Consider the following 22,735-nt stretch of genomic DNA (forward strand, 5'->3'; position numbering starts at 1 on the left):
TGTTAGTGCCCCTCAATCTGGTAAGGGATTTGCTTAAAGATGACTCCAAGGGCTTTTAACCGCTCTGGTGTAACCGTACAGCCCTCTGCATAAACAATGCGTTTGCCTTCAGAACCATCAGGAACAGCTGGCAAGCTCGCCAAGGTATCTGGCGTTAGCACGTTGCCAGCAGCTTCACGGGCAAAACCCTGTTCACTTGCAGAAAACAGCAGATAAACGCATTTATCTTGGTAATTGCCAATCAACGGGGTTGAGCCATCAACCCTCTTAGGTATTGGAATACCCGTTTCGGAAAAGAAAACATGAGCCGCTAGATCTGAGAAGATCACGGCTTCTTCCACATCACCAAATTCATTAAACAGCGGTGTTCCAAGGCGACAATAGCGAAAGCCACCACCAAGTCCTTCTACGGGCTTGGCTGCGTCACCGCCCTTGTCATAACCATTGATCACACGACGCAGACGCTCGCTGGTAATCTCTGGCGCAATCTTCTCATCCATTTCCACCAGAATGAATTTGCGGTTACCGTTGTCTTGCTTATTGAGATCAAGTACCGCATGCCCCGAGGTGCCGGAACCAGAAAAAGAATCCATCACGATCTCTCCAGGGGATACAACCTGATAAATTAAGCGGGAAATCAATGCAGAAGGTTTCGGAAATGCGAAAACGTCAGATCCAAATATTTCTCGTAGTTCCTTTGTTCCATTCGCGGTAAAAATGTCATCAATTATTGAAGGGAAATTGATTGTCTTTCCCTCCAAACGTGAGGAAAAAACTTTCTCGCGGGGACGTCCGTTTTTTTTCTTCGGAAATATTATCTCATTATTAGAGATTTTATCTTCCATCGTTTCTTTTGAATAGCGCCAGCCTGTATTTTCTGGTGGGGAGAACTCCCATTCGGTCTGAGGATCAAAGAAGGTATAGTGAAGGTTGGGCCGTGCATTTGAATCTGCCAGCCCCAAAATACTGCGACTCATCCATGGACCACGTGGATCTTGGTCTGGATTTGAGAACTTTTCCATCGAGCGTGGTAGGCCTTTGAATGGTTGGGCACTTTGTGTTTTTCCAAATACTAAGATTCTTTCGTGATCTTTTGATATCCCAGTCAAGGACCTCGCGTCATTAAATTGCCTTGCTTTCCAAACGATGTCAGCCATAAAATTTCTTGGCCCAAAAACCTCCTCTAGTAGTACTCTGAGACGATGCTCTTCTATCTCATCAATACTAACTATAATGACACCGTCTTCCTGCAAGAACTCTCTTAAGAGCCGCAAACGTGGGTACATCATGCAGAGCCATTTGTCGTGACGGGACAGGTCTTCCGCTTCCTTCCCGACAACTTTACCCAGCCACTGCTTGATCTCAAGTGAGTTGACGTTATCGTTGTAGACCCAGCCTTCGTTACCCGTGTTGTAAGGTGGGTCGATATAGATGCATTTTACCTTTCCAGCATAGTAAGGGAGCAAGGCTTTCAGTGCTTCCAAATTATCACCCTGTACCAGCAAGTTGCCAGAGTTGTTATCTCCAGCTGATAAATCGCTATCACAATGGATCAACCGGTAAGGAGTTTCACGATGATGGTTGACGACGGCTTTTTTACCGATCCAATCCAAAACGGGCATGATGCAATTCTCTTCTAAAAATGGCCTCCGGCGGGCCGGTAAAAAGTTGGAATATTGGTATCTTACCCCTTTGGTTGGGTGCAATAATCAAATGAATATGAGTTGTGCAGAAACTGATTGTGTGATTGCCAGCTATTGCTCTGAGGTGAGGTTCCGCTTTCTATCGTGAGCTTAGAGAGATCGACCTATGGTTGAAGCCTCGCTCTTACTGGGAATGCCTCGGACAAGCGCGAATGACAGCTTTTGCTCAAAGCAATTTGCTGCACTTTCGAAGCCCTGTGTTCCGGTCAAAGTTCGCAGTGGCCGCTTCGGTATGAATCTTTAATACTCAAAAAGCTGTTGTAGTGAGAACATGTGTTGCGACCAGTATGCAACTCTATTTTTTTGATGGGTCGCTCGTTTCGGCTGATTTTTTCCGCTTGGAGTGCTTGTCAGTATGATAGTTTATTGTTCTCCCACACCAATGCACATCGCAACGAGAAACTGCCCGCAATGACTTTGGGTAGGCGGAGAATCGTATTATTCAACTATGAATTTTATTTTGAGGTATGCGTTATGGAAACTGAAGAAGGCGCGCGGGTTGCAAACCGGAGCCACGAGTTCTGGGCAAAGACAGCTATTTTTATAGTCCTAGCATGTTGGGTGATTACTGCTGTTGTGGGCTTTTTTCTTCCAGGAGACCAGCGTGGTACATTCGGAGACCAGTTTGGTGCAGTGAATGCCCTTTTTTCAGGGTTGGCACTTGCCGGTCTTGTTTATGGCATCTTGCAGCAACAGGCTGCTCTGAAGATGGCTCGAGCTGAGCTGAACCTCGCAAGAGAAGATGCCCGAAAGACCAAAGAGATGCTTGATGAACAGACCAAAGCTTTAGATGAGCAAAATCAAGCAAATCGACGGCAGGCATTTGAAACTCATTTTTTTGAATTGCTCAAGACACATAGAGAAATTCGAGAAGATCTAAGGCACTCAAATTCCAGTGGCAAAAAGATTTTTGCTAGTGTTATTGCCGACTTCACTAATAATCGGAGTTCTAAAACTCGAGCGGGTATCGATAATACCATAGAAAATATCTATCTGTTCAATCGAGGTATTCTTTCTACTTATCTCTGGCAACTCGGAAGCGTCTATGAGTTCCTCGACAGTGCCGACTATGTGAACATGGGTTACTCGGATAAGATGCAAGGAGTGGCCAAGTATCAGAGTATTTTACATACTCAGATGGAAGAAGAAGAACATATTGTTTGGTATGTTTGCTTGAAAAACGAGAACCTAAAAGAACTAAGAAAATATCAAATAATAAGTGATGGGCCAAGATTTGCTAGTATCAAGCAAATTGCGATAAGTCGGTTGGGCAAAGAATTTGCAGATAGCCTCGATCTCCCAGATCTTGAAAATCAATCAGAGCCTGCTTAGAGCATTACAACGCATTAGCAAACGGATGCATGATCCTTGTTGATCAGAGGGGCCTACTCTGAAGGTACTTCCGGCCTTCACGCGCTTCTTATATTCTAGTTTAACTAATTAAACATCTGCCAGATCTTAGCGCGATCTGCATAGGTTAGGATGAGTGTGGCTATCCCACTTAACAATGTGATTAAATAAACGCAGCCGGAAATTACGCGCCCTATGCGAGATTGCTGAACAACGTTCAAGTCTTTTCCAAACCAATCAGCAAACCAGGTTATCGGTAAGTGAGCTATCCAAGTCAGTAAAAAGTTTAGGTAAAATAATGGGTTGATTGTGCGAATGAAAGCAGATTTCTTATTGCCCTCATAAATACCTTCTGCTCTGATCAGATAATCTCTAAGTAATCTTTGGTTGTGCCTGTTTAGTATGGTGAAGTAGTGCAGGAGATTGGCACCCATTAATGTTGCGTGATTTGTTTGAACAGTACCAACAGTATTCACGTTCACAGCAAGAAGAATGGACCTAAGCTTTTGTAGGTCACGATTTAGGTCATCTCGCAACTCGCTTGAATTGTCGGTTTCTACGGGAAAGTCTGCGAATCTTGGATACTCTAATTGATCAAAATAACGCTCAAAAAGCTGACGGCATTGAGCGAGGTATTTAATCCGTTTTTCGTTTTCAAACCACCAAATCTTATTGAACTGAAGCATGTTGCGTGACCATCTATGAAACAACTCTACAGACATAAGAGTATGTCTTATCAACCAGGTTGCGCCACACCTATTTTGCTCTCAGTATATATTTTGATGCCTGTCTTTCGTTGGTTCGTCTGAAACTCTTCAAGAAGATTTTATCCTTTTTTCGTGTCACGCGAAGAACAGAAGTGGCTCGGTTTGCTTGGACAAGTTGAGCGCCGTTTCTAAATAGATCGGTTGTGGTCAGCTCGCAATTTGCATTAAGTGTAACAAACCAGTCCCGTAGCTTGTCATGCATCTGTCCACACGTTGATAAACGCCTTGTCAGGAGACAAATTTTACTAATGCAACAGAAGACCAACCTAAAGTTGGATCCTCACTCTAGCAGATAGTTTGCCAAGACAGGTCGAATGGCAGGTAATGGTCACGAGCTACTACTTCCCATGATCCCTCCCTTTTCGATACCCGTCAGTGTGATGGTGGGAAGAAAGACGTGCGTTGACACGTCAATCCACGGGCATTGTCAAACCAGTCCGTGAGAGCGTTAAGCAAGCTGAAAGGCTCATTCCCACCAAGCCATACATTGTTAATTGTATGGTTGGGAAATCTTGCCATAGCTTGAGAGTAAACTTCAAGATGAACTTGTTTGGAGAAATCGCTCCGGTCAATGCTGAACCGGTGGCACCCTATCTTGGTGGCAAAAGCCAGCTTGCTGCTCGTATTGTCAGTAAGATCAATCAGGCATCACACCAGAGTTTTGTGGATGTGTTCTGTGGAATGGGCGGGGTGTTTTTCAAGAGAAGCTCTGTCACCAAATGTGAAGTGATCAACGACATCAATAGTGAGCTTGTCACGTTCTTTCGTGTTCTGCGCTCACACAAGGCTGAGTTCTTGCGAAGCCTGGAATACATGTTTGCCTCACGTGAGGAATTTGAATCCTTGAAAGGCAGTGGATTGGATCATCTGACTGACATTCAAAGGGCTGTTCGCTTCTACTACCTCCAACGGCTTGCCTTCGGTGGTAAGTCTGTGGGGCAGTCTTTTGGGACAGCGGTAGAGCGTCCATCCCGCTTTAACGTACAGCGTGTGCAGAGCAACATAGAGAAGGTCGCAGACAGGTTGTCTGCAGTAACCATAGAGAACCTGGACTGGCGTGCTTGCATCGAGCGTTACGATGGAGAGCAGACACTGTTCTATCTGGATCCGCCTTACTGGGGTGGTGAGACAGATTACGGCAAAGGGGTATTTGAACGCTCCGACTTTGCAGAGATGGCAGAACGGCTTTCCGCGATTGGAGGTCGTTTCATTCTCTCGCTGAATGATAGAGATGAAACGCGGCAGACCTTTGATGGCTTTCAGCAGGATGTTGTCAGCCTGAACTATTCCATTGCGAAAGGTGCGGGTAAGCAGGTCTCTGAGCTGATCATCTCCAACTAGCTTAACAATCCAATATGAGAAACCTTGACGCTCGCAATCATCTCCGATTGCGGGCGTCAAGTTCTTTTAGGGAAGGCACTGGTAAGCCATCGTTTCGCAGTAAATGGTAAAAGTACTCCTTCTTACCAAGTCCTAGCTCTTCGCATCGGGCTTCCATCATTTTAATGATAGGGGTAGGAACCAGCGTATAAGAAACGCTTCCTCTCTCAGATCGGCGCAGAGCGGTTAGCATCGCCTCGTGCTCGCTTGGTCGATCTTCAACGAGCTGAGAAACTATCTCTTGAATGGAACGGCTCTCAGTGGCTTCTTCAGCCGGTTCTGAAGGTTGATCTTCCTTTGGGGTTGTTCGGCTGATCAGGCGACGTTTTTCTTTATAGTCTCCCATGGCTCACCTTTATGCCGCTGCTTTGCGAATGATGGCTGGTGGGATTAGATCCTTTGCTCTCAGCTCGCGTACGAGTTCTTGAGTGTAGATCTTGGCGCGTGCTTTGATTGGTTCCCCGGTGTTCATAGCTGTTTTGAATGTTGTGGTGTGCCAAAGGACGGCATCCAAAACTTGTAGATCTGGTTCGTTGGAAAGCTCGTTTGTGATGTCTTCGACATTGCGAGTGCCGCGATCAAAGTCCATTCGCACCACGGCGCTCTTGATTGGCTTTCCTATCTTGTCGCTGAGCTTCGAGAGAAAACGCTGGGTGTCTATCGCGCCAGCAATATCGGAGATCGTTGTAGTGCAAGGGATAAGCACCAAATCACTCTCAACGGCGATGAAGCCAGCGATACGGGAGTTGAAGCCTGCGGTGTCTACAAGAGTGTAATCGTAGGTGCTTCTGACCTCTTGCAATAGGCTGGTGATCGCGTTGTCGTTTGTCTCGCGGAGATAATCAATACTGCCACGACCTGAGATTTCCTGCTGTGCCCAAAGTGAGGAAGAGTGCAGCGTGTCGGTGTCTGGAATGATGACGCTGTGTCCTTCACCGGCAAGAATGCTCGCTAAAGAGATGATTAAAGTAGACTTTCCGCAGCCACCTTTTTTCTGAATAACTGAAATTGTGCGTGTCATGTTGTGCCCTCAACAAATGCTTGATGCCGGACAACAGTATTTAGCCACTAGATAACAGACAATCCGTAATAATTAACGGGGAACAGAGAGCGAATAACCAAAAACAGCAAACGCCAGACAGCAAACAGGTAACAGTTTACTAATGCAGATTACAGCAGATCAGCGGCTTTGCTCGCCGGGATGTTGCGGCACCATGTGCTGGTAGCAGGGGCGGGTCACAATGTTAGTAGATCCACAACGCGAGCATCTCAGTCTTCGTGCAATATGAATTACGATTGTGTGCTCAGGCATTCCCTCAGTCGAGACGTAAGCAGTTTTTTGGCAGTTGTCGCAGTAAGCGCGAACCGGGGCGTTGAGTTCCTTCAGGTCTGCCAAAGTGACGGGGCGTTCTTCCATTGTTCGCTCTATTTGTTGAGTGTGCTTCCTGAAGCTAATATCTGTACTTCATGGGCTGGATCAAGTAGCCTTATCTGGTGGCCTATGAGTAACGCATAATTACATAACAAACTACATAACATTTCTTGGATTGCTCGATAGAGTGTGGGCGGTTTTATTTACTGTAAGATATTGTAATTAAATAGATAAATTGAATGAGTGGGTGTCTCGTTTTATTGCTCAAGGAATCCCTGTCTCTCCGCCATAACTTCCCTTGAAAAGCAGATCACATTAACGCCAACCGGCGCCGATTTTCTGCGATTATCTTCCTTACATCCATACCTTTTCCGTGCTCAACTAGCGCCCGCGATGCTGTTCTATCACCTTCACGATCCGGTCGGTCATCATCCGCACCTCGGGCAAGTGCCGCCGGTCGTCATGCATTGTCACCCATTGGTGCTTGGTCAGTTCCTCAATCACCGGCCCGCATCGCCGTAACTGAGGCGACGTATCCCCCAGAAAGCTTGGCAGAATGGAAGTGCCAGCGCCTGCGCACAGCATGTCCAGCAGAGTGTGTTGAGAGCTCACTTGCATCACCATCTCACTGCCATGCTGCTCCAGCAACCAGCGTGAGGACTTTGTCGTGGCGTACTCCGGCGCGATGCCGAGCCACCGCTGCTGCACCGCCGCATCAGCTCCCGCCGCCACATAGGGCGCGAACTCCACGGGCGGCAGACGCTTGCTCGCCAGCCCGATCTCCGCAGGTGCTGAGCTGCGCAGGCCAATGTCGATCTCGCGCTTTTTGATGTTCAGCCGGTCCTCGCTGGTAATGAACACCACCTCAAACCCGTCCTCCGGCTTGCACAGCGCGCCAATATGCATGCTGAGAAACTTCATGGTCCAGCTTCCGGCAGAAACCCGAACCTGCGGCTTGCGAGACTTCGCGCTCAGCCACTGCTCAAACCCGGCATAGGCACACTGAAACGGCTCCAGCTGCTCCAGCACATCCCGCCCGTCCTCGGTCAGCGCATACCCGGCCTGCACCCGGTCAAACAGCTTCAGCCCCACATCTTCTTCCAGCTGCTGCATACGGCGGCTGAGCGTGGCAGGACTACACGACAGCCTCTGCGCGGCTTCACTCAGCGTACCGCAAGCCGCAAGCACGAGGAATGCATTGAGATTATCCAGCAATCGAACCTTCATTTTTGAAAACTGCTTTTGAAATTTGGCCGCTATCCGGCAGAAAGAACACAGGGAAAGATAGGCTTAGTTCTCCTCAAAGAAAAGAAGCCAGAATGTTGATTTTCCCACTTCGTGAACCTGACAGGCACCCACCAAACCCAACGCCGCGGCAGTTGGAAGATTATTACACCAACTACGCCAGCGCCTGCGCACGGCCCTATTACATCGCGTTGGCCTCTATCATCGCGGTCGTCTTCACGCTGTTCTGCATTTTTACGCCATAACACCAGCACAAAGCTCTGGCCTGCGGAGCGCGTTACTCACCGCAGACCAGCAGGGTGCATGCGCTTGCGAATGCCGGTCGCGGGCAAACAACAAGCGAGAGGGCGGCAGACAAAGCGTGGTGAGGCTCCGCCCACGGCGAAACGCCACTTTGCACCGGCGCAGTGAAAAGGCACACCTCATGTATCGAGTAGAGTGACGAGAAGAGGCGACCCAACGCAGCCGAACAGGGCAGGGGGCTTAGCGCCCCGCGCCCAACCCGTTACTCAAGAAGCGTCAATGTTGTACTGACCGGTTGTGGGTCGACGACCTGCTGTAGAACCCCACAGGTCTTTCTCAACGCTTCTATGCGGTCTTGCAAGGCATAATGCAAAGTGAACAAAGCATCCCGCTCACTCAGCATAAGTTGCTGAAGATAAGTGATATTTTCAAGATTAAAACAACGATTATAATTAAATATACTTAATTTTACAAAAATACATAGTAGAAGTCAATGTTCAATGGCATTTTCTGTAAAAGCACGCTAATTATATAAAATATTAGTATAATATCTGTGTAATATGAGTTTTGTTTAGGGTGTGATGTAAACATAAGGTAAAACTAATAAACGTTTGGTAAAAATAAAATATATTACTAATTTTGTGTCGAAATATTAATAATATGTACTGAGCAATATGCGTGTGAGTGATGATAGAGCTTCTCTTGTTCTATGTTTATGTGAGGAGTCACGAGTGGGGGGTGTTTTGTGCTTTAGTTTACTCGTTGGTGAGATAAGTGTTTTCTTCTAAGATTCTGCCTTGGCGGCACAACGTCTTAATAACGTCATAAAAGTGTATGCATGGCCTTGACGCCTGAGTTGAGAAGGCGCAAAGAAAAACCACGTTTGAATCTTTCATGATAGTGTGGTGCGGAGTTTTCCCAATTGAGCGTTGCGATTATTTTCGGTGGTGGGGTCGGAGCTAGATTTTCAAAGAGCGGTACCCCAAAACAGTTCGTAGAACTTTATGGGAAGCCCATTATTGTTTATACGCTAGAGCATTTCTCCAATAATCCTCATATCGAGGAAATTGTCATTCCCTGCGTTGCCGGGTGGGCTGATTTCTTAAAGGATCTAATCGAGCGTTTTAATATTCGAAAGCGATGTCATATTATTTCCGGGGGTGCAACTTCTCATGAATCCAGGCTAAATGCACTGGATTACATAAAGAAGAATATTCCGAGCACTGAGACGGTGGTAATGCATGATGCTGTTCGTCCAATCATTACGCAGGATATAATCACAAATGTCGTTAAGGGCGCGACAGAGCACGGCGCAGCTGCCTCATATGTTTCCTTAACGGAGACGCCTGCGGAGACAGACGATTTTCAGAAAATATCAACCGTCCACAATCGCAGTAGCTATATCATAGTTAAAGCACCTCAGGCCTTCAATTTTATTGAGGCTTACAGGCTTCATATAAATGGAAAGGATTTGCCGGAGGATGCTTTGGTAGATAGTTGTACTCTCATGTCACATTATGGGAAAAATATACATCTAGTAGAGACAAGTTATGATAATATAAAAATTACGACAGCTAAAGATTACTTCATCTTTAAAGCATTAGTCGATGCAAGTCACTATGAATCTATTTTCGGATTGCCTTAAGGTAGAAGTAAGTTGTTTAATAAGTTGAAGAAAAAATATCGTAGCTTTCAGAAGTCTCTAGTGTCAAGCTCATTAAAGTTGGTGCAACGGCTGATTTTTGCGTGCGTGAAGATCGATAAGAATAAAGTCGTTTTTGATCATTTTAATGGTTTAGATGTTGGATGTAATCCAGGTTACATAGCAAGAAAAGTGTCTACAAGGCATGCGGATTTGAAGACTGTTTGGTTGTTGTCTAACAACCGCAAAGGCTATAATGGCGACTGGATTACTTATGGAGGTGGCGGTTTCGTTGGGAAATGTATTGCGCTAGCTTCAGCTAAGGTGGTTGTTTTCAATACATTGAATTCGATGAGTGATTGGCCCAAAAAGAAAGGACAAATCTGGATTCAAACTGGACACGGATCATTTGGAATCAAGAAGGTTGGCCTCGATTTAGGCAATAAACGAAAGCAAAAAATTATAAGAGAAGCCAAGAGGACAAATGTTTTTCTCTCAAACTCGGTATTTGAGACTAAAGTGTTTTCCAATGGTTTTCGTTTTAAGTCGAAGCAAATTATCGAGATTGGCCATGCGCGAAGTGATGTGTTTTTTGATGATTTATTGAAGTTCTCTCTGAAAAAAGAAATTTGTAAAAAATATGATTACGAGGGTAAGAAGCTAGTCTTATTTGCTCCAACTCACAGCGAATTTGATGTCGATTTCGTTAAAAAGATTGATGTTGAAAGCATATTGAGGGCCTTTCAAGATAGATTTAATGGGGAATGGGTGTTTGGTTTGCGTTTGCATCCGAGGACACGCAATAAGATCCTAAAAAATGGATTGTCATTGAAAAGTCTAAATGGCAAAAATGTAGTTGATCTATCCGAACATTCAGATATGCAGGAGCTTTTAGTTGCTTCGGACGCGATGATTACAGACTTTTCTAGTGGTATTTTTGATTTTCTACTTACCAAACGACCGTGCTTTTTTCATTTGGAAGAGCTGATGCGGGAAAGTTTGCAAGGAACTTTGTATTTTGATTTTTTAGAAACCCCTATTCCGACGTCCTTTGACTCGAGCGTTCTGACCGAAAATATTAGAAAGTTTGATGAAATGCGTTTCCTCGGCCAAGTGGATAGTTTTTTAGAGCAAGCTGGATCGTATGAAAATGGGCGTGCTGCCGATAATGCGGCTGATATTATAAAGGCGCTTACAAAAGGTGTAAGTGTCGCGCGATTACGCCTGCAATATAAGAATATTAGTGATCTGGAAGGGATTTCGTCTTCTGAGATTGCCAGAAAAGAAAAGGCTGGAGGCGCTCAATTGCTGCAGAACAAAGCGCAATCCGGAAAAGGGCATGTTGAGGTTGCTGAATGAAAACTGTAAATGACTCCGAACACAAGTTTGGGCTGCTGAGCTACTCTTCAATGAATATTGGAGATGAGATTCAAAGTATTGCTGCGCTGAGATTTTTGCCGAGTATTGATACTTTAGTGCATCGCGAGCAAACCGCTTCCTTTAAGTCTAAGGTCGATACTAAGTTAATTATGAATGCTTGGTGGATGTGGAAGCCAGAGAGTTTTCCTCCTAGTGACTCTATCGCGCCGTTGCCAATCTCAATGTACATTCGCGATGAGCTTCGTGACACTCTTAACAAAAAATCTATTGATTATTTGAAGAAAGTGGGACCAATTGGCTGTCGCGATCTGAGCACTCGAGATTATATGGAGTCAAAAGGAATTGATGCATATTTCTCTGGTTGTCTTACTTTAACATTGAAGAGGAATCCTGATGTTCCACGCGGGGACTTCATTCTTGCGATAGATCTACCGGATGCTGTTGTTAAGAAGATTAGACAGACAACGAAAAGACGCGTTTTTAGGATGTCTGCTATAATGACACCGTCTTTTACTCAAAATCAAAGATTTGATTTGGCAAGAACGGTGCTTTATCTGCTTTCTAGAGCTCATTGTGTGGTAACAACAAGATTACATGCAGCTTTACCTTGTCTTGCCCTGGAAACGCCAGTTCTGAGGGTGGATTTGGCAAAAGACAATAACAATATTCAATCGAGATTTTCTGGTTATGAAGGTTGTTTGCATGTAACTCATGAGAACAAGAAGGAAGAGATTTTTTCAGATTTCGACCTAGATAACCCTCCGTCGAATTCAGATAAATATATGGTAATTCGAGAAGATTTAATAAAGAGAACAAAAGCATTCACTGGTCATGATGGTGAGGCGCCATGCTACGGATATACTGATGATATCGAAGCTCTCATGCGTCTTACGCAAAACCTAAAATATGACAGGCGTGTTATGAAGAAAACTTTGTGGTGGGGCCGGAGTAATGATTTGTTTAAGGTGTGGTACCAGAAGACCTTCTTAAAAAAAACCAAGAATGATCGATAGCTCCCTGAGGGAAGTTTGAAGAGGAACTGAAATTTTGGGGCGGCAGAGGGGTGTTACAAACTGGCCATTAGGTGATATTTCTCCTATGAAATATGATGAAGCCAAAGCGCATGCTATTAAGCTTCGACGACATCTCTTAGCCGCCGCCCCTCAATGTCTTGATTTAGATTTGTGGAATGGTGATCTCTCAAAACAGCGTATTAACATGAGTAAAGATGGATTAACCATAGAGTGTTTTGGTGTTTGCTCTCGAGAAAGTAAGTTGTTTGTATTTTTAAGTTCAGGTCGTAGTAGGAAGGGTGAAAATGCTACGCGCTTTGAGAGAGTTAGCTGGTACCCGTGGTTTAACGGGGTGTGTTTATTTATAGAAGACCCCACTCGAAAGTCGATTTCTTCCAACATTACTGCGGGTTGGTATTTTGGTTCTGAAAAGATACACGCACTTCCGATTGTTGCTGCAATTGTCAGGAAGGTTCAAAGTAAATATGGAATCGCAAATGAAGATACTCATTTTATCGGAAGTTCTTCGGGAGGCTTTGCCGCGCTCTGGTTGGCAGATTTTGTAGTTGGCGCAATCGGATTTGCTGGAAACCCTCAATATTATGTAGCCAGATGGCCAGATTCTAAGCGATTTGCGATGGAGCAAATTGACTTAACAAATCCAGAGTTTGAGAAGAGAGTAAGCTTAGAGCACTTGTCTCAAAATCATCGGTCTCGTTTTTTTAGCCAAATCAACGCCAAGTCAAAGAATGATTATGAAGATCAATTAGTTCCACTTCTGGAGAGTTGGGGACTTTCTCCTGTAAGCTATGGATTAAATAATTATGGAAATTTTAGTGTCTATTGCCGGTCAATTGGAAACGATGGAGCTAACTCCACACATCATGCCTTTGATAATGTACAAGAGTTCAGGCTCATATTCAATGCTATCAAATTTGAATATTCTATAGATGCTAGAGCAGATGCACTTAATATCGTGCATGAAATGCAGTCGGAGCGTTTATCTTTACAGGATAGGATTTTATACTCGAAAGTCTGGACTGTTTTCTTTTCGAAAATACGACTTCCGATAGTTGTTCCATGGGATGCCCTTGATGGGAAAGCTGCTAAGTTTACTTTAAGAAATTCGAATCGTAGGCTGTATTATCATGTAGTTTGGGGCGGGCAGGCGAAACATGCTTTTATTTCCCTAAGAGCCAAGCAGAGAGACAGGGAGCTTGCACCTGTTTTTGAGGAGTTAGCAACAGCTGGTTACGGCAGGCATTTTTGCAAAAATGGTACTCGCATACTTACTATTGGAAAATCTAACTATGAAGTTGCTCGTGTTAGATTTACTTCATTTGTAAAACAGACAACGCCATTTCTGTATGCGGCTCTGGACCTTCATGAGATGAAATAATAAGAACCCATTGGCCTTCGGCTTTTTGATGTCAGAAGAAGACGCTGATTAAGATCAGCGTTTAGAGTAATTATAGCAAGCTGAAATGACGGTTTGCCAATTCAAATGAAGTAGAATGTGAGAATTGCATGTTTAGTTCCAAGGCGGAAGTAATAAAGCAGGATATTTTTGAGTTCGGTAGCAAAATTGATGCTAATGAGCTGCTCTTTTTATCAGACGCGAAAATACTGGTAACTGGATCTACAGGACTGATTGGTTTTTACATAGTTGCAGCGATGAAGTACCTTAATGAAAAACATAACTTGGGTATTTCTCTGTATTGTTCTAGTCGAGATATCACGGCGGCCATGAAGTTATTTTCCGGTTATTTCGAATGTTCTGGAATAGAAGTTGTTGAATACGGAAAAGAAAATATTTCTGGCCCCTATGATCTTATCTTCCATACGGCAAGTTCAACAAATCCTGTAGAATTGGCTAAGCGTCCGCTGAATGTTATTGAAACTAATGTACAGTACACGAATGACTTACTAAAGTTGCTGAAGGAAAAAACAGGTAACTTTGTCTTTTTTTCTACTCGGGAAATCTATGGTAAGAAAGTGGACCTGACTAAGAAGTATGTCAGCGAAACCGACTACGGTGTACTCGATCCTCTAGAAATACGTTCTGCTTATCCGGAAAGTAAGCGGCTCGGTGAGAATATGGTAGCCTCCTATGGGATGCAGTTTGGAAATCCATATCGTGTAGTTAGAATTTCCCACACTTATGGTCCCGGCATCAAGCTAAACGATGGTCGGGTTTTGAGCGATATCATTGGTGCCATGGTAAGTAATGATGATATCAATCTTAAATCTGATGGTACGCATCAGATTTCCCCGACATACGTTGCTGATGTTGTGGCTGGGCTGCTTGTAAGTCTGATACGTGGAGAAGACGGGTGTTACAATATCTCCAATCATAAAGAGATATACTCGGTATATGACATCGCTAAGATTGCTGCTGACAATAGTCCTGATGCTGAGGTGACGCGGAAGATAACTCCGGAGAAGTCATCTCTATATCTAAAACATGATACTGGTATTTTATTGTCAAATAAAATTATGGATTTAGGTTGGGATTTTAGTGTTTCTCTGGAGGATGGTTTGGGTCGAGTTTACTCACATTATAAACTTAGTGCATAAAGAACAAAGCTTGCGATCAAGATCGCAGAGTTGATAAAAGGGGACCTTAAAGTCCTCTTTTAAATGTGTATAGAAGGTTTGCTTAGCTTTGCAGAATTATTTCTTTATAGATTCAAAAGGAAAGTCGAGCGCAAGCCAATACACTTTTGCTTTTGAAAATGGTTTATTTTCGCCTGAAGATATTGAAGTAATAATAAGATTTCGCTTTCGTAGTTTTTTGAGTAATATTCGGGCCTGGCTTAAGTATAAATATAAAATTCGGTTTGTAATTAGAACTAGGGAGAACTGTGTTTCTTCTCAGTGCGGTAATGTATTCTATTTTTTTAACTCAGTAGAAAATATTAGACTCCTGAAAAATAGAAATGTAAATCATTTTTTTTTGGGACACGGTGAGAGTAATAAGCGAGCTTCTTTGCATCCGATGTACCGTGTTTATGATTATTTGTTAGTGGCTGGCCCATTTGCAAGCCATAGATTACAACAATATGGAGTTATGAATCAAGAAACCGCTGCACAGCGAGTTTTGGACATTGGGAGCTCTGGAGTTGCAAATATCGATTTTGATGATTTGAGAGTGATTGGAGAGAATAAGTTAAATTCTGAGGCGCGTGGATTATTATATATGCCTACTTGGGAAGGTGGGACTGAATCGGAAAACTCTTCGACATTGTGTTTTCCACGATTACTGGAATTTTTAATTGAATCTTTGAAAATAAATAATGCCAATTTTATATTTTTCAGGCCGCATCCTAATATTGGCAGTAGAAATTCAAAGTATAAAGATGCGTATTTTTCTCTATTGAAGCAACTCAAGCGGGAAAACGTGCAGATCGTCGTAGGCAAAAAAGGTTTTGAAACGCTTTCAGTATGGCAGCGAGCTCTTTTAGGAGTTCGCAAAATGGCTGTTGAAGAGAAGAGTTTAAATTTTTGCTATGCTCTTGTTGATGTTTCCGCAGCCGAGACAATGGCTGCAAAATTAGGCATACCTTCGATAATACTCACTACAGACAAAAGCGATATTTTTGCTCCAAAGGCATATCTAGAATTAAAGGGATCCGCAGTAATTCAACTAGATAGGTGGAGTTCAATGCAAGAATGCTCTGAATATGCAAAGTTGCAGACTGTACAGACGTTTCAAGGTGAGTTTATTAGCTATTTTCGCGAAGATGGTAATGCTAAGTTAAGGCATGTATTATCGGGATTTGGTATGCTAGGTAAAGCTATATAGTAGCTATTGTATAGCTACAGTTTTGTGAATTCTCAATTCTTTCATTTAGAAAAGCGTTGTTCTCTCTCATGAGAGGAGCTGGTTTGGTTCTAGTATTTATATTTTATTTCATTTTGGGACTGGCGTACCTCGTCTTTATTAATGTTGAAGCGGGCCGTACCATTTCGATAGCTGTTAGGCGTTCAGTTCATAATGTACCTTGTAATTGTTACTAGCGTGAAGATCCAACAACGCATTTCTTGAACGATCCCAATCTGGCTCCCCTTCCCATCCTCCGCCATTTCCGCTACCCTCCGCACACCACCACCAATCCTCAAAGGATTCCCAATGCCGTTGCGCATGCACATCGCCGAAAAAATCACCACCCGTGTCCATGATGGTCCGGCGTGTGGGCGATTTATGTGCTTGGCTTGAGGCTCGCTATGCAAGAGTGAGAACCGCACCGCAGAGCCCTTGTGCTCGCCTGTTTGTGCGTCTTCATTCAGGCAAGAGCGTTTAGGCAGCGGGGCAGGGCGTGCCATTCCACGAGCAGCCCCAGCGGGTGTTTTCATCGCAAATCCTGAAGTTTCCGCTGAAAAACGGGAGTATTGAGGAAATCTAAGAGGCTGAAACTCAATCAGCCCCTTTATTGCGCTGCCAGCATTCGCTAAAAGACCTCCACGAATTTTATTTGCCCGGCTGGGACTCAGGTCCCAATCAGCTGCTGGCACATCCAAACCCTTGAGGGATTATGTCCGACCTCGAAACACTCGAAGCCGAGATTAACACCGCGATTGCCGGTGCTGACTCCGAAGCCGCACTGGAAGACGTGCGCGTTGCCGCCCTTGGCAAAAAGGGCAGCGTTTCTGAAAAAATGAAAACGCTTGGCAAAATGAGCCCGGAAGAGCGCAAGGAAATGGGTCCTGCGCTCAACGGCCTGAAAAACCGCGTTGGTGAGGCTATCACCGCTCGTAAAGACGTGTTGAAGGTTGAGGCACTCAACGCGCGCCTCGCCTCTGAAACCGTTGATGTGAGCCAGCCACTGCGCACCACTCCGGCAGAAGAAGGCCGCATTCACCCGATTTCTCAGGTGACTGACGAGCTGATCGCCATCTTCGCTGACATGGGCTTCTCCGTTGCTGAAGGCCCGGACATCGAGACTGATGAGCTGAACTTCACCGCGCTCAACTTCCCGGAAGGCCACCCGGCCCGCGAAATGCACGACACCTTCTTCTTCAACGAGAAGGAAGAGGGCGAGCGCATGTTGCTTCGTACGCACACATCCCCAGTGCAGATCCGCGCAATGAAATCTCAGGAGCCACCGCTGCGCCTGATCATGCCGGGCCGCACATACCGTTGTGACAGCGACCAGACCCACACACCAATGTTCCACCAGCTGGAAGGCCTCGTGATCGACAAGACCACGCATATTGGCCACCTGAAGGGCACATTGGAAGAGTTCCTCAAAGCCTTCTTCGAAGTGGATGATGTAGAGCTGCGCTTCCGCCCAAGCTTCTTCCCGTTCACCGAGCCATCCATGGAAGTTGACGTGAAGTGCGACCGCTCCGGCGCTGAAGTGAAAATCGGGACTGGCAACGACTGGATGGAAATCCTCGGCTGCGGCATGGTGCACTCCAACGTTCTGCGCAACTGTGGTCTTGACCCGGATGTGTACCAGGGCTTTGCATGGGGCATCGGCATCGACCGTCTGGCCATGCTGAAATACGGCATGAACGATCTGCGCGCCTTCTTTGATGCAGACGTCCGCTGGCTCAAGCACTACGGCTTCCGTCCGCTGGATATGCCAGCGCTGGTCTCCGGTCTTTCCAAGTAATTTGGTCCAAACGTAAAGAGCTAATAAAATGAAATTCACCCTTTCCTGGCTCAAGGACCATCTTGAGACCGATGCAAGCCTTGATGAAATTGTAGAGCGCCTGACGCTGATCGGGCTGGAAGTGGAAGAAATCTCCAATCCAGCTGATCGCCTTGGCACGTTCAAAATTGCCCGCGTTCTGGAAGCCGAGCAGCATCCGAATGCAGATCGTCTGCGCGTGCTGAAAGTGGACACCGGCGAAGGTGAGCCCCTGCAGGTTGTCTGCGGTGCACCAAACGCCCGCAAAGGCCTGATTGGCGTCTTCGCAAAACCGGGTGATTACATCCCCGGCCTCGACGTAACATTGTCCGTTGGTAAAATCCGCGACGTGGAAAGCCACGGCATGATGGCCTCCGAGCGCGAGCTGGAGTTATCCGACGAACACGACGGTGTCATCGACCTGCCGGAAGACGCACCAGTTGGCACTCCGTTTGTTGCATATGCTGGTCTGGACGATCCGGTCATCGAAATCGGCCTGACCCCAAACCGCTCCGACTGTGCAAGCGTGTTTGGAATTGCGCGTGATTTGGCTGCTTCCGGCTTAGGAACGCTAAAAACCCCGCAAAAAACGCAAGTGAACGCACATAGCAACGCAAACGACCTAAAAATCCTTTTAAATCTAGGGGATAGCCCGGAACACTGCCCTGCATTCGGCTACCGTGTGGTCCGTGGCATCAAAAACGGCCCGTCTCCTAAATGGATGCAGAAGCGTCTGGTTGCTATCGGTCTACGCCCGATTAATGCCCTCGTGGACATCACCAACTACATGACCTTCGATCAGGGCCGCCCGCTGCATGTCTTTGATGCAGATAAGGTTTCCGGCAACCTGACCGTTCGTCACGGTAAAGCAGGTGAAGAACTTGTTGGCCTCGACGGAAAAACTTATGCCGTTGACGAAACCGTCGTTGTCATTGCTGATGACAACGGTCTGGAATCCCTCGGCGGAATTATGGGTGGAGAATCAACAGGTTGCGACGAAAATGCCACAAACGTGGTGATTGAAAGCGCACTCTGGGATCCGCTCAACATCGCCCGCACAGGTCGTAAACTGGGAGTATCTACCGACGCCCGCTACCGTTTTGAGCGTGGTGTGGACCCGGCGTACATGGTGGAAGGCCTTGAAGTTGCTACAAAATTGGTCATGGACCTGTGTGGCGGCGGCGAAGCTTCCGACGCGCACGTTGTAGGAGAAGTGCCACAGGAAGAGCGCATCATCGACTTCCCACTCAGCGAAGTCAAACGCCTCTCCGGTCTGGAAGTATCCCACAGTGAGATCAAAGCTATCCTCTCCCTGCTCGGCTTCTGGGTCGCTGGCAATGGCGATGTGGTCAAGGTTTCTCCCCCAAGCTGGCGTCCGGACATCCATGGAAAAGCTGATTTGGTAGAAGAGGTTATGCGCATTGTCGGCATCGACAAAGTACCAACTGCTACCCTGCCGCGCATGGAGCCAATCTCCCAGAAGGTTCTGACTGTTAGCCAGATCCGCCGCTCTAATGCCCGCCGCGCACTCGCAACACGCGGCATGGACGAGGCCGTTCTGTGGTCCTTCATTCCAAAAGCCCACGCAGAGCACTTCGGCGGTGGTAACCCACTGCTATCATTGGCAAATCCGATATCAGCAGACATGTCCGACATGCGTCCGTCCCTGCTGCCTGGCCTGCTCACCGCAGCACAGCGCAACGCAGACCGCGGCTACGCCGACGTTGCTCTCTTCGAAGTTGGCCAAGTCTTTGAAATCGATAGCGAAAAAGGGCAGAAGATAGTCATCGCCGGCATCCGCCGCGGTACCGCCAAACCAACCGGTTCTGGTCGCCACTGGTCCGGAAACGCTGAAAACATTGATGTTTTCGACGCGAAGGCCGATGCGGGTGCGGTACTGCAGTCCATTGGTGCGCAGGTAAACAACCTGATGGTCTTCACCGACGCTCCGGATTACTACCACCCAGGCCGCTCCGGCGCCCTCAAAATGGGCCCGAAAAACACCCTGGCGTACTTCGGTGAGATCCACCCTAAGACCTTGGAAGCATTGGACATTGAAGGCCCGCTCGTGGCGTTCGAAGTCTTCATCGACGCTGTTCCTCAGCCGAAGAAGAAAGCGACCAAATCCAAGGGTGCGTTGAATGCTGCGGATCTTATGCCGGTAAAACGGGACTTTGCGTTCCTGGTAGACAGCTCTATCCCGGTTGAGAAGCTGTTGAAGGCCGCAAAAGGCGCGGATAAGGCGTTGATCACAAACGTGAATCTCTTCGATATCTACGAAGGGCAGGGCGTGCCGGAAGGCCAGCGCTCTCTCGCGATTGATGTAACCCTGCAGCCGACCAAGAAGACCCTCACCGATGAGGATATCGAGGCGGTCTCAAACAAAATTGTTGCGTCCGTTCAAAAGGCTACCGGCGGTACCCTGCGCGGATAACTCCCGCTGAACAGCGCTGACGAAACACAAAAACGCGGATTCCGGAAAATTTCGGAATCCGCGTTTTTTAATGCGAAATCGGCGAAGTTCGACCCGTCAGCAGGGGCATAACCTCACCCGCCCACGGGGATATCCAGCCCGTCAAGCACAGCCCAGCCCAGCCCCAGCACCACAAACCACAACCACCCAGCGCCGGCCTAAACCGCACCCTCGTGCCCGTCCGCCTCATCCAGCTGCACAGGCTCAGAGATCACACTCGCCCGCCCGCAGAACCCGCGCCGCCGACGCCGCTGCATACGCTGGCAGTCCTCGTCACTCAACTCCGCTTCGGGCAGGCAGGAGTCGTCCGCCGCAACGGCACCACCCTCAATCTTCAGCGCAAGCCCCTCCGTCAGCGCCGTCGCAACCACCGTGCGGGCGTGGGAGACAAGGCGGGAGAACGTAGGCCGTGAAATCCCCATCAGATCAGCTGCAGCCGTATGTTCCAGCCCTTCCGCATCGGCCAGACGCAACGCCTCCATCCCGTCCTGCGATAAAACCGCCGCCTGAAGCGTGCGCAGCGGCACGCCCTGCGGCTTGAAAAAGCGCACTCCTGCAGTTCCATGAATTCGGCGTGGTTTTCTTGGACGTGGCATAACAAACACTCCTTTCACAGCCTCTCCCATAAGAACCATCAGTGATTTAGGCAGGGGAGACGCACAGCAACATAAACCTAGAGCAGGGGGCGTGAGGAAAAGAGAACGCGGCCAGCCCTAATGAGCATATGTTCATTATATTGCGCCTCTTATCAGTCACTGACAAGCTAGGAAAAGAACATATGCTCATAATGCCACCTCACCACAACGGGCATAACCAGCAGCACACAGGGGCATAAACAGCAAAACCGCCCGAAGCTTCCACCCCGAGCGCGCCAACCCATCTAAAATTCTATGCTACATGTTCGCGGTGATAAGTCCGGTGCGAACCTCGTCCTCCACCTCAATCATGGAGTAGTTCCTCAGCAAACCGTCCTGATCAAAAAACAGGGCCACTTCCTTGGTGGTCACATCCTGCCCGCTGGCAAGCAAATCAACCACAGGAATGAAGTTCTCAACCTTCGCCTGCGTCCGTACATGTCTGTATTTCCAAATCTCATTGCCGCTATCGGTAAAATCAGTGGTGTTCGGATCACCCAACGCAACGCGCACATCTTCCTTGGTTGTCTTGCCGTTCTCCAACTGGCTTTCCAGCCCTTCACGCGTCAAATGCCGAAGGCTCTCATTGCCAACAGAAGCGCAGCCAGCCACAACCAGCCCAAGCCCCAGAGCGAGGATAACGTGCACAATTCGCAAATCTATGCCCCTTTGCGTTGTTTTGCGTTGCTCCGTAAATGCAACGCACAGCGAGTTCTTCTTAACTGGGAATAGAACTTCGTTCTCTTAGCCGAGCGTGCCGCCAGAGCGCAGCCCTGTAAACCTGAGATAAGACTCGTGTAAGAACTGTCAGGGGGCAATAGAAAGAGGAAATTGCAAAATTAAATCAAAGCGCTAGAGGGCGCCTCAGTGTGCGCCAAACACCAAAGCCGGCAAAAAAGCCTGCACACTTCATGTGGAAGAAACCGCCACACGCCCGCGCGCACCAACGGGCATAACCCGGTAAACATCATTTTGCGTTGCTATGCGCAACTTTGTGTTTTTCTGCGTTCCTATGAAATTCGGGAGATCAACGAACCTGAGCGCACCACTAAACCCGAAATCTACGGTAAAAAAGGAGAATAAGTCCCAAGCAAAAAGCTCTGGGCAGCGCATCAAGCACACCGCCCAAAACCCAATCTATCCCCGCAACCTTTAAAGGTTGGAGTTGATCAAACCAGTGCGAACTTCACTCTTGGTTTCCAGCATGGAGTAGTTTTTCAAAACGCCACGGTTGCTGAAGAACAGAGCCAGTTCTTTCTTGTTCAGGTCCTGGCCACCAGCCAGCAGGCCAACAACAGGAATGAAGTTTTCAGCTTTCACGTTGGCGCGAATGTGCTGGTACTTCCAGATCTCATTACCGCTGTCGCTAAAGTCCAGGCTATCAGGGTCACCAAGCAGAGCGCGCACCTGCGCCTTGGTGGTTTTGCCCTTGGTCAGCTTGGTAGAAAGGCTGGCAGAAGTTTCATGACGAAGGTTTTCGTTGCCTGCAGAAGCACAAGCAGCAAGACCCGCTGCAAGCGCAACGGAAATGATGATTTTAGTGAAACGCAAAATAGTCCCCATCAGGCTTGGCCTCAGGCTAGCCTGTATTCCAAAACGGCCCCAACACAAACCGGAAACCGCAATTTATAATGGGAATTTCACTAGCAGATATGCAGGGCACATGCCAATATTTTTAATCAATGAGCCAGTAAAACTTAATGCCAAGTATTCTGCCGATCATCGATAGTTTTTCGCCACTTTCCGCCCGCTCCATCAAGCCATTGCCACTCACAACACTCGTCCTTAACTTGGCCCTATTGGAAGCTGGAGTACATCCCGCGGCAAACCCCCATCACCGTCATCCCACACACCTCCCTCTCGTCATCCCGCACTTGATGCGGGACCTAGAGCCAA

The 22,735-nt window shown here is 47.1% G+C and carries 19 protein-coding genes; 11 read left to right on the top strand and 8 right to left on the bottom strand.

The features are described from left to right. Positions 1-2 precede the first annotated feature (2 nt). A complete protein-coding gene (locus PsAD5_RS02630; RefSeq protein WP_063290991.1) occupies positions 3-1,622 on the bottom strand; it encodes a site-specific DNA-methyltransferase in 1,620 nt (539 codons plus the stop codon). Between the two features lie 555 nt (positions 1,623-2,177). Between PsAD5_RS02630 and PsAD5_RS02635 the strand changes: the two genes are divergently transcribed. After that, positions 2,178-3,035 carry a hypothetical protein gene (locus PsAD5_RS02635; protein ID WP_063290992.1) on the top strand — a complete coding sequence of 286 codons (858 nt, stop codon included), beginning with the start codon at positions 2,178-2,180 and terminating at the stop codon, positions 3,033-3,035. Positions 3,036-3,139: 104 nt separating this feature from the next. Here the strand turns inward: PsAD5_RS02635 and PsAD5_RS02640 are convergent, their stop codons facing one another. Next, positions 3,140-3,775 carry a hypothetical protein gene (locus PsAD5_RS02640; RefSeq protein WP_063290993.1) on the bottom strand — a complete coding sequence of 212 codons (636 nt, stop codon included), beginning with the start codon at positions 3,773-3,775 and terminating at the stop codon, positions 3,140-3,142. Positions 3,776-4,360: 585 nt separating this feature from the next. Between PsAD5_RS02640 and PsAD5_RS02645 the strand changes: the two genes are divergently transcribed. Next, the gene (locus tag PsAD5_RS02645) at positions 4,361-5,161 is read left to right on the top strand and encodes a DNA adenine methylase (protein WP_063290994.1); all 801 of its coding nucleotides are present in this window, start codon (positions 4,361-4,363) and stop codon (positions 5,159-5,161) included. Positions 5,162-5,198: 37 nt separating this feature from the next. Here the strand turns inward: PsAD5_RS02645 and PsAD5_RS02650 are convergent, their stop codons facing one another. The 3 genes from PsAD5_RS02650 to PsAD5_RS02660 all read right to left on the bottom strand — a co-directional run bounded on the left by PsAD5_RS02650 (position 5,199) and on the right by PsAD5_RS02660 (position 7,799). Further along, a complete protein-coding gene (locus tag PsAD5_RS02650; protein ID WP_063290995.1) occupies positions 5,199-5,546 on the bottom strand; it encodes a hypothetical protein in 348 nt (115 codons plus the stop codon). A 9-nt stretch (positions 5,547-5,555) separates the two neighbouring features. Continuing rightward, positions 5,556-6,221: a ParA family protein gene (locus PsAD5_RS02655; protein WP_063290996.1), complete on the bottom strand. Its 666-nt coding sequence runs from the start codon at positions 6,219-6,221 to the stop codon at positions 5,556-5,558. A 732-nt stretch (positions 6,222-6,953) separates the two neighbouring features. Further along, positions 6,954-7,799: a LysR family transcriptional regulator gene (locus tag PsAD5_RS02660; RefSeq protein WP_063290997.1), complete on the bottom strand. Its 846-nt coding sequence runs from the start codon at positions 7,797-7,799 to the stop codon at positions 6,954-6,956. A gap of 92 nt (positions 7,800-7,891) precedes the next feature. Here PsAD5_RS02660 and PsAD5_RS27965 point away from each other — a divergent pair, with 92 nt between their 5' ends. From PsAD5_RS27965 to pheT, 9 genes are all read left to right on the top strand, one after another. Further along, complete coding sequence (locus tag PsAD5_RS27965) at positions 7,892-8,062, top strand: hypothetical protein (protein ID WP_193758245.1); 171 nt, start codon at positions 7,892-7,894, stop codon at positions 8,060-8,062. A gap of 920 nt (positions 8,063-8,982) precedes the next feature. Continuing rightward, positions 8,983-9,705: an IspD/TarI family cytidylyltransferase gene (locus tag PsAD5_RS02665; RefSeq protein ID WP_063290998.1), complete on the top strand. Its 723-nt coding sequence runs from the start codon at positions 8,983-8,985 to the stop codon at positions 9,703-9,705. 60 nt (positions 9,706-9,765) lie between these two features. Beyond that, positions 9,766-11,061: a CDP-glycerol glycerophosphotransferase family protein gene (locus PsAD5_RS02670; protein WP_063290999.1), complete on the top strand. Its 1,296-nt coding sequence runs from the start codon at positions 9,766-9,768 to the stop codon at positions 11,059-11,061. Then, complete coding sequence (locus PsAD5_RS02675) at positions 11,058-12,095, top strand: polysaccharide pyruvyl transferase family protein (RefSeq protein WP_063291000.1); 1,038 nt, start codon at positions 11,058-11,060, stop codon at positions 12,093-12,095. Before PsAD5_RS02670 ends, PsAD5_RS02675 begins: the two co-directional genes overlap by 4 nt. 85 nt (positions 12,096-12,180) lie before the next feature. Next, entirely contained in the window at positions 12,181-13,494 is a 1,314-nt protein-coding gene (locus PsAD5_RS02680; protein ID WP_153041329.1) for a hypothetical protein, read from the top strand. Positions 13,495-13,622: 128 nt separating this feature from the next. Continuing rightward, positions 13,623-14,672: an NAD-dependent epimerase/dehydratase family protein gene (locus PsAD5_RS02685; RefSeq protein WP_063291002.1), complete on the top strand. Its 1,050-nt coding sequence runs from the start codon at positions 13,623-13,625 to the stop codon at positions 14,670-14,672. An 88-nt stretch (positions 14,673-14,760) separates the two neighbouring features. Then, complete coding sequence (locus PsAD5_RS02690) at positions 14,761-15,900, top strand: hypothetical protein (RefSeq protein WP_153040687.1); 1,140 nt, start codon at positions 14,761-14,763, stop codon at positions 15,898-15,900. Positions 15,901-16,630: 730 nt separating this feature from the next. Further along, entirely contained in the window at positions 16,631-17,713 is a 1,083-nt protein-coding gene (gene pheS / locus PsAD5_RS02700) for a phenylalanine--tRNA ligase subunit alpha (RefSeq protein ID WP_063291005.1), read from the top strand. Positions 17,714-17,741: 28 nt separating this feature from the next. Next, a complete protein-coding gene (gene pheT, locus PsAD5_RS02705; protein WP_063291006.1) occupies positions 17,742-20,165 on the top strand; it encodes a phenylalanine--tRNA ligase subunit beta in 2,424 nt (807 codons plus the stop codon). Positions 20,166-20,362: 197 nt separating this feature from the next. Here pheT and PsAD5_RS02710 read toward each other — a convergent pair whose 3' ends face one another. From PsAD5_RS02710 to PsAD5_RS02725, 3 genes are all read right to left on the bottom strand, one after another. After that, positions 20,363-20,800, bottom strand: a complete 438-nt coding sequence (locus tag PsAD5_RS02710) for a DUF134 domain-containing protein (RefSeq protein WP_063291007.1) — start codon at positions 20,798-20,800, stop codon at positions 20,363-20,365. A gap of 297 nt (positions 20,801-21,097) precedes the next feature. Then, positions 21,098-21,487, bottom strand: coding sequence for an outer membrane protein assembly factor BamE domain-containing protein (gene bamE / locus PsAD5_RS02715; RefSeq protein ID WP_244271719.1), 390 nt, complete (start codon positions 21,485-21,487; stop codon positions 21,098-21,100). A 504-nt stretch (positions 21,488-21,991) separates the two neighbouring features. After that, positions 21,992-22,390, bottom strand: a complete 399-nt coding sequence (locus PsAD5_RS02725; RefSeq protein ID WP_063291033.1) for a hypothetical protein — start codon at positions 22,388-22,390, stop codon at positions 21,992-21,994. Positions 22,391-22,735: the final 345 nt, after the last annotated feature.

Source organism: Pseudovibrio sp. Ad5 (genome assembly GCF_001623095.1).
Classification (GTDB): Bacteria; Pseudomonadota; Alphaproteobacteria; order Rhizobiales; family Stappiaceae; genus Pseudovibrio.

Bases quoted from the DNA above. Each gene is read 5' to 3' on its own strand.
- PsAD5_RS02640 (WP_063290993.1), bottom strand. From the start codon at position 3,775: ATGTCTGTAGAGTTGTTTCATAGATGGTCACGCAACATGCTTCAGTTC.
- PsAD5_RS02675 (WP_063291000.1), top strand. From the start codon at position 11,058: ATGAAAACTGTAAATGACTCCGAACACAAGTTTGGGCTGCTGAGCTAC.
- PsAD5_RS02680 (WP_153041329.1), top strand. From the start codon at position 12,181: ATGAAATATGATGAAGCCAAAGCGCATGCTATTAAGCTTCGACGACAT.
- PsAD5_RS02660 (WP_063290997.1), bottom strand. From the start codon at position 7,799: ATGAAGGTTCGATTGCTGGATAATCTCAATGCATTCCTCGTGCTTGCG.
- PsAD5_RS02685 (WP_063291002.1), top strand. From the start codon at position 13,623: ATGTTTAGTTCCAAGGCGGAAGTAATAAAGCAGGATATTTTTGAGTTC.
- PsAD5_RS02630 (WP_063290991.1), bottom strand. From the start codon at position 1,622: ATGCCCGTTTTGGATTGGATCGGTAAAAAAGCCGTCGTCAACCATCAT.
- PsAD5_RS02650 (WP_063290995.1), bottom strand. From the start codon at position 5,546: ATGGGAGACTATAAAGAAAAACGTCGCCTGATCAGCCGAACAACCCCA.
- PsAD5_RS02635 (WP_063290992.1), top strand. From the start codon at position 2,178: ATGGAAACTGAAGAAGGCGCGCGGGTTGCAAACCGGAGCCACGAGTTC.
- pheT (WP_063291006.1), top strand. From the start codon at position 17,742: ATGAAATTCACCCTTTCCTGGCTCAAGGACCATCTTGAGACCGATGCA.
- PsAD5_RS02710 (WP_063291007.1), bottom strand. From the start codon at position 20,800: ATGCCACGTCCAAGAAAACCACGCCGAATTCATGGAACTGCAGGAGTG.
- PsAD5_RS02655 (WP_063290996.1), bottom strand. From the start codon at position 6,221: ATGACACGCACAATTTCAGTTATTCAGAAAAAAGGTGGCTGCGGAAAG.
- pheS (WP_063291005.1), top strand. From the start codon at position 16,631: ATGTCCGACCTCGAAACACTCGAAGCCGAGATTAACACCGCGATTGCC.
- PsAD5_RS02645 (WP_063290994.1), top strand. From the start codon at position 4,361: ATGAACTTGTTTGGAGAAATCGCTCCGGTCAATGCTGAACCGGTGGCA.
- PsAD5_RS27965 (WP_193758245.1), top strand. From the start codon at position 7,892: ATGTTGATTTTCCCACTTCGTGAACCTGACAGGCACCCACCAAACCCA.